Origin of the sequence: Leucobacter sp. USCH14, assembly GCF_037619215.1 — a bacterium.
Taxonomy (GTDB): domain Bacteria; phylum Actinomycetota; class Actinomycetes; order Actinomycetales; family Microbacteriaceae; genus Leucobacter.
The window spans coordinates 1-5,612 of sequence record NZ_JAQPZP010000025.1 but is presented as its reverse complement, the minus strand read 5'-3'; the positions used below and the strand labels follow the sequence as shown (position 1 = coordinate 5,612).

Sequence of the window (5,612 nt, the reverse complement as noted above, 5' to 3'; positions counted from 1 at the left end):
GACAGGTTGCTGTTCGGAGCTCTCTTGGTTGGGGGTGACGGGTGGTGTCTGGTCTTTGAGAACTCAATAGTGTGCACTTAAATTGTCATATGCCAATTTGATTTATAATCCCCGGCACCTGCGTTTTGTGGGTGTGGGAGATTCCTTTTTTGGATAACAAGAATCGTCAGGTTTTGATGGTTCTGTTGCCAGATTGAACTCGCTTCCGGTGGCTCGTTTTTCCCGAGCTGCGGGTGGCATTCGTTTTTTACGGAGAGTTTGATCCTGGCTCAGGACGAACGCTGGCGGCGTGCTTAACACATGCAAGTCGAACGCTGAAGCTCCCAGCTTGCTGGGGGTGGATGAGTGGCGAACGGGTGAGTAACACGTGAGTAACCTGCCCCGAACTCTGGGATAAGCGCTGGAAACGGCGTCTAATACTGGATATGTCCTATCACCGCATGGTGTGTAGGTGGAAAGAATTTCGGTTCGGGATGGACTCGCGGCCTATCAGCTAGATGGTGAGGTAATGGCTCACCATGGCGACGACGGGTAGCCGGCCTGAGAGGGTGACCGGCCACACTGGGACTGAGACACGGCCCAGACTCCTACGGGAGGCAGCAGTGGGGAATATTGCACAATGGGCGCAAGCCTGATGCAGCAACGCCGCGTGAGGGATGACGGCCTTCGGGTTGTAAACCTCTTTTAGTAGGGAAGAAGCGCAAGTGACGGTACCTGCAGAAAAAGCACCGGCTAACTACGTGCCAGCAGCCGCGGTAATACGTAGGGTGCAAGCGTTGTCCGGAATTATTGGGCGTAAAGAGCTCGTAGGCGGCTTGTCGCGTCTGCTGTGAAAACCAGAGGCTCAACCTCTGGCCTGCAGTGGGTACGGGCAAGCTAGAGTGCGGTAGGGGAGATTGGAATTCCTGGTGTAGCGGTGGAATGCGCAGATATCAGGAGGAACACCGATGGCGAAGGCAGATCTCTGGGCCGTAACTGACGCTGAGGAGCGAAAGCATGGGGAGCGAACAGGATTAGATACCCTGGTAGTCCATGCCGTAAACGTTGGGAACTAGATGTAGGGCCTGTTCCACGGGTTCTGTGTCGTAGCTAACGCATTAAGTTCCCCGCCTGGGGAGTACGGCCGCAAGGCTAAAACTCAAAGGAATTGACGGGGGCCCGCACAAGCGGCGGAGCATGCGGATTAATTCGATGCAACGCGAAGAACCTTACCAAGGCTTGACATATACGAGAACACTGTAGAGATACAGGACTCTTTGGACACTCGTAAACAGGTGGTGCATGGTTGTCGTCAGCTCGTGTCGTGAGATGTTCGGTTAAGTCCGGCAACGAGCGCAACCCTCGTCCTATGTTGCCAGCACGTGATGGTGGGAACTCATGGGATACTGCCGTGGTCAACACGGAGGAAGGTGGGGATGACGTCAAATCATCATGCCCCTTATGTCTTGGGCTTCACGCATGCTACAATGGCCGATACAAAGGGTTGCGATACCGTGAGGTGGAGCGAATCCCAAAAAGTCGGTCTCAGTTCGGATTGGGGTCTGCAACTCGACCCCATGAAGTCGGAGTCGCTAGTAATCGCAGATCAGCAACGCTGCGGTGAATACGTTCCCGGGCCTTGTACACACCGCCCGTCAAGTCATGAAAGTCGGTAACACCCGAAGCCGGTGGCCTAACCCTTGTGGAGGGAGCTGTCGAAGGTGGGACTGGTGATTAGGACTAAGTCGTAACAAGGTAGCCGTACCGGAAGGTGCGGCTGGATCACCTCCTTTCTAAGGAGCACTCGACACGTATGTGTCGCAGATTGACTCGAACACAGGCGAATGTTCTGTGCGAGTCGCTCATGGGTGGAACATACGACAACGCGAGCGTTGATTGCTCGCCTGTGCTAGTACGTCACTTCCGTTTCGGCGGGTGATTGGAACGTGTGGGTGGGGAGTTGGTGCTCCGGTTAAGTGCATACTATTGGGTCCTGGGAGACCAGCCGGCTGCGCCCCTTCTTGGGGGTGTGGGTGACTGATTTTCTTGGCCCGCTGTTGGAGAACGTGTTGTCTTCAGGGGTGGGATCGACCGTACGTTGAGAACTACACAGTGGACGCGAGCATCTTGCAGTGTCAGATATTCGGATCCGGATCGCCCTTTGGGGTGTGGTGGTGATGGGTGTGTGGTGCTGCTGATACTAATTAATTTCATTGGTCGCACACCTGCCGGCCTGTTTGGTGGGTGGGTGTGTGTTTCAAATGCTTATGTGATTTCAAGTTTCTAAGAGCAAACGGTGGATGCCTTGGCATCTGGAGCCGAAGAAGGACGTAGTAATCTGCGATAAGCCTCGGGGAGCCGATAAACGGGCTGTGATTCGAGGATTTCCGAATGGGGAAACCCCGCCAGGGCGCGTGCGTACCTGGTGACTCCCGCCTGAATATATAGGGCGGGTAGAGGGAACGTGGGGAAGTGAAACATCTCAGTACCCACAGGAAGAGAAAACAATAGTGATTCCGGGAGTAGTGGCGAGCGAAACCGGATCAGGCTAAACCGATCATGTGTGATACCTGGCAGGGGTTGCATGGTCGGGGTTGTGGGACGTGCCTCGGAGCGCTGCTGAGCTTCGGACGTGAGAGTGAAGCTATAGGAGAACGCCTTGGAATGGGCGGCCGGAGTGGGTGAGAGTCCCGTATCCGAAATGGTTTTACCGCGTGGTGTGTATCCCAAGTAGCACGGGGCCCGAGAAATCCCGTGTGAATCTGTCAGGACCACCTGATAAGCCTAAATACTTCCAGATGACCGATAGCGGACTAGTACCGTGAGGGAAAGGTGAAAAGTACCCCGGGAGGGGAGTGAAATAGTACCTGAAACCGTTTGCTTACAATCCGTCGGAGCAGGCTTTGTATCTGTGACGGCGTGCCTTTTGAAGAATGAGCCTGCGAGTTAGCGATATGTGGCGAGGTTAACCCGTGTGGGGTAGCCGTAGCGAAAGCGAGTCTGAATAGGGCGATTCAGTCGCATGTCCTAGACCCGAAGCGAAGTGATCTATCCATGGCCAGGTTGAAGCGACGGTAAGACGTCGTGGAGGACCGAACCCACTTAGGTTGAAAACTGAGGGGATGAGCTGTGGATAGGGGTGAAAGGCCAATCAAACTTCGTGATAGCTGGTTCTCTCCGAAATGCATTTAGGTGCAGCGTTGCGTGTTTCTTGCCGGAGGTAGAGCTACTGGATGGCCGATGGGCCCTACAAGGTTACTGACGTCAGCTAAACTCCGAATGCCGGTAAGTGAGAGCGCAGCAGTGAGACTGTGGGGGATAAGCTTCATAGTCGAGAGGGAAACAACCCAGATCACCAACTAAGGTCCCAAAGCGCGTGCTAAGTGGAAAAGGATGTGGAGTTGCTGTGACAACCAGGAGGTTGGCTTAGAAGCAGCCACCCTTGAAAGAGTGCGTAATAGCTCACTGGTCAAGTGATTCCGCGCCGACAATGTAACGGGGCTCAAGCACGCCACCGAAGTTGTGGCATTCATATATGAGGTAGGCCTTCGTGGTCCAGCCGTATGGATGGGTAGGAGAGCGTCGTGTGGCGAGTGAAGCGGCGGTGTGAACCAGTCGTGGATGCTACACGAGTGAGAATGCAGGCATGAGTAGCGAAAGACGGGTGAGAAACCCGTCCTCCGGAAGACCAAGGGTTCCAGGGTCAAGCTAATCTTCCCTGGGTAAGTCGGGACCTAAGGCGAGGCCGACAGGCGTAGTCGATGGACAACGGGTTGATATTCCCGTACCGGTGGTAAACCGTCAAAGACCTAACCAGTAGTGCTCAGCTATCCAAAGCCTGTTACGGATCCTTCGGGTGATGTGCGGGTGGCGGTTGCGAACCCGAACTGGGGTGGTGAGCGTGAGGTGTGACGCAGGAAGGTAGCCTGTGCCGGGCGATGGTTGTCCCGGTGTAAATGTGTAGCCCGTCGATTATGAATAGTTTTCGGCTTTGGGTGAGACATGATGCGGACCCGTTTGGGGAAGCAGGTGATCCTATGCTGCCAAGAAAAGCATCGACGTGAGGTTTGCTGTTGCCCGTACCCCAAACCGACTCAGGTGGTCAGGTAGAGAATACTCAGGAGATCGAGATAATCATGGTGAAGGAACTCGGCAAAATGCCCCCGTAACTTCGGGAGAAGGGGGGCCATCCGCTTATACGGATTTACTCCGGAAAGGGTGTGGTGGCCGCAGAGACCAGTGGGAAGCGACTGTTTACTAAAAACACAGGTCCGTGCTAACACGCAAGTGGATGTATACGGACTGACGCCTGCCCGGTGCTGGAAGGTTAAGAGGAGAGGTTAGACCTTTTGGGTCGAAGCTTTGAATTTAAGCCCCAGTAAACGGCGGTGGTAACTATAACCATCCTAAGGTAGCGAAATTCCTTGTCGGGTAAGTTCCGACCTGCACGAATGGCGTAACGACTTCCCAGCTGTCTCCACCGTGAACTCGGCGAAATTGCAGTACGAGTAAAGATGCTCGTTACGCGCAGAAGGACGGAAAGACCCCGTGACCTTTACTACAGCTTGGTATTGGTGTTCGGTGTGGCTTGTGTAGGATAGGTGGGAGACTGTGAAGCTCAGACGCTAGTTTGGGTGGAGTCGTTGTTGAAATACCACTCTGGTCATATTGGATATCTAACTACGGACCCTGATCGGGTTCTGGGACAGTGCCTGGTGGGTAGTTTAACTGGGGCGGTTGCCTCCCAAAAAGTAACGGAGGCGCCCAAAGGTTCCCTCAACCTGGTTGGCAATCAGGTGGCGAGTGTAAGTGCACAAGGGAGCTTGACTGTGAGACTGACAGGTCGAGCAGGGACGAAAGTCGGGACTAGTGATCCGGCAGTGGCTTGTGGAAGCGCTGTCGCTCAACGGATAAAAGGTACCTCGGGGATAACAGGCTGATCTTGCCCAAGAGTCCATATCGACGGCATGGTTTGGCACCTCGATGTCGGCTCGTCGCATCCTGGGGCTGGAGTTGGTCCCAAGGGTTGGGCTGTTCGCCCATTAAAGCGGTACGCGAGCTGGGTTTAGAACGTCGTGAGACAGTTCGGTCCCTATCCTCTGCGCGCGTTGGAGATTTGAGAGGATCTGACCCTAGTACGAGAGGACCGGGTTGGACGGACCTCTGGTGTGCCAGTTGTTCTGCCAAGGGCATGGCTGGTTGGCTACGTTCGGGATGGATAACCGCTGAAAGCATCTAAGCGGGAAGCCGGCCTCGAGATGAGATCTCCGTACACCTTGTGTGTGTGAGGCTCCCAGTAGATTACTGGGTTGATAGGCCAGATGTGGAAGCGCAGTAATGTGTGGAGCTGACTGGTACTAATAAGCCGATGACTTGATTTTTTCCCCACCCCTGGTGGGGGCATGAGTGTTTGAAAACGATTGTTTCGCGTCCACTTTGTGGTTCTAGACGTACGGCCACACACGTCACCCCTGTTCGGGGGGTGGGTGTGGTCATATGTGAATAGAGTTACGGCGGTTATAGCGTCAGGGAAACGCCCGGACACATTCCGAACCCGGAAGCTAAGGCTGACTGCGCCGATGGTACTGCAAGGGGGACCTTGTGGGAGAGTAGGACACCGCCGGACACCTTTT

3 rRNA genes are annotated in these 5,612 nt (G+C 54.6%); all 3 read left to right on the top strand.

The annotated features are described in order from the left end of the window. Nucleotides 1–246 precede the first annotated feature (246 nt). Nucleotides 247–1,772: ribosomal RNA gene (locus PQI23_RS13845) — 16S ribosomal RNA — on the top strand. 480 nt (nucleotides 1,773–2,252) lie between these two features. Further along, nucleotides 2,253–5,360 (top strand): 23S ribosomal RNA (locus PQI23_RS13840). A gap of 128 nt (nucleotides 5,361–5,488) precedes the next feature. Beyond that, nucleotides 5,489–5,605, top strand: a 5S ribosomal RNA gene (rrf, locus tag PQI23_RS13835). Together the 16S, 23S and 5S rRNA genes form the textbook arrangement of a ribosomal RNA operon. The last annotated feature ends 7 nt before the right edge of the window (nucleotides 5,606–5,612 follow it).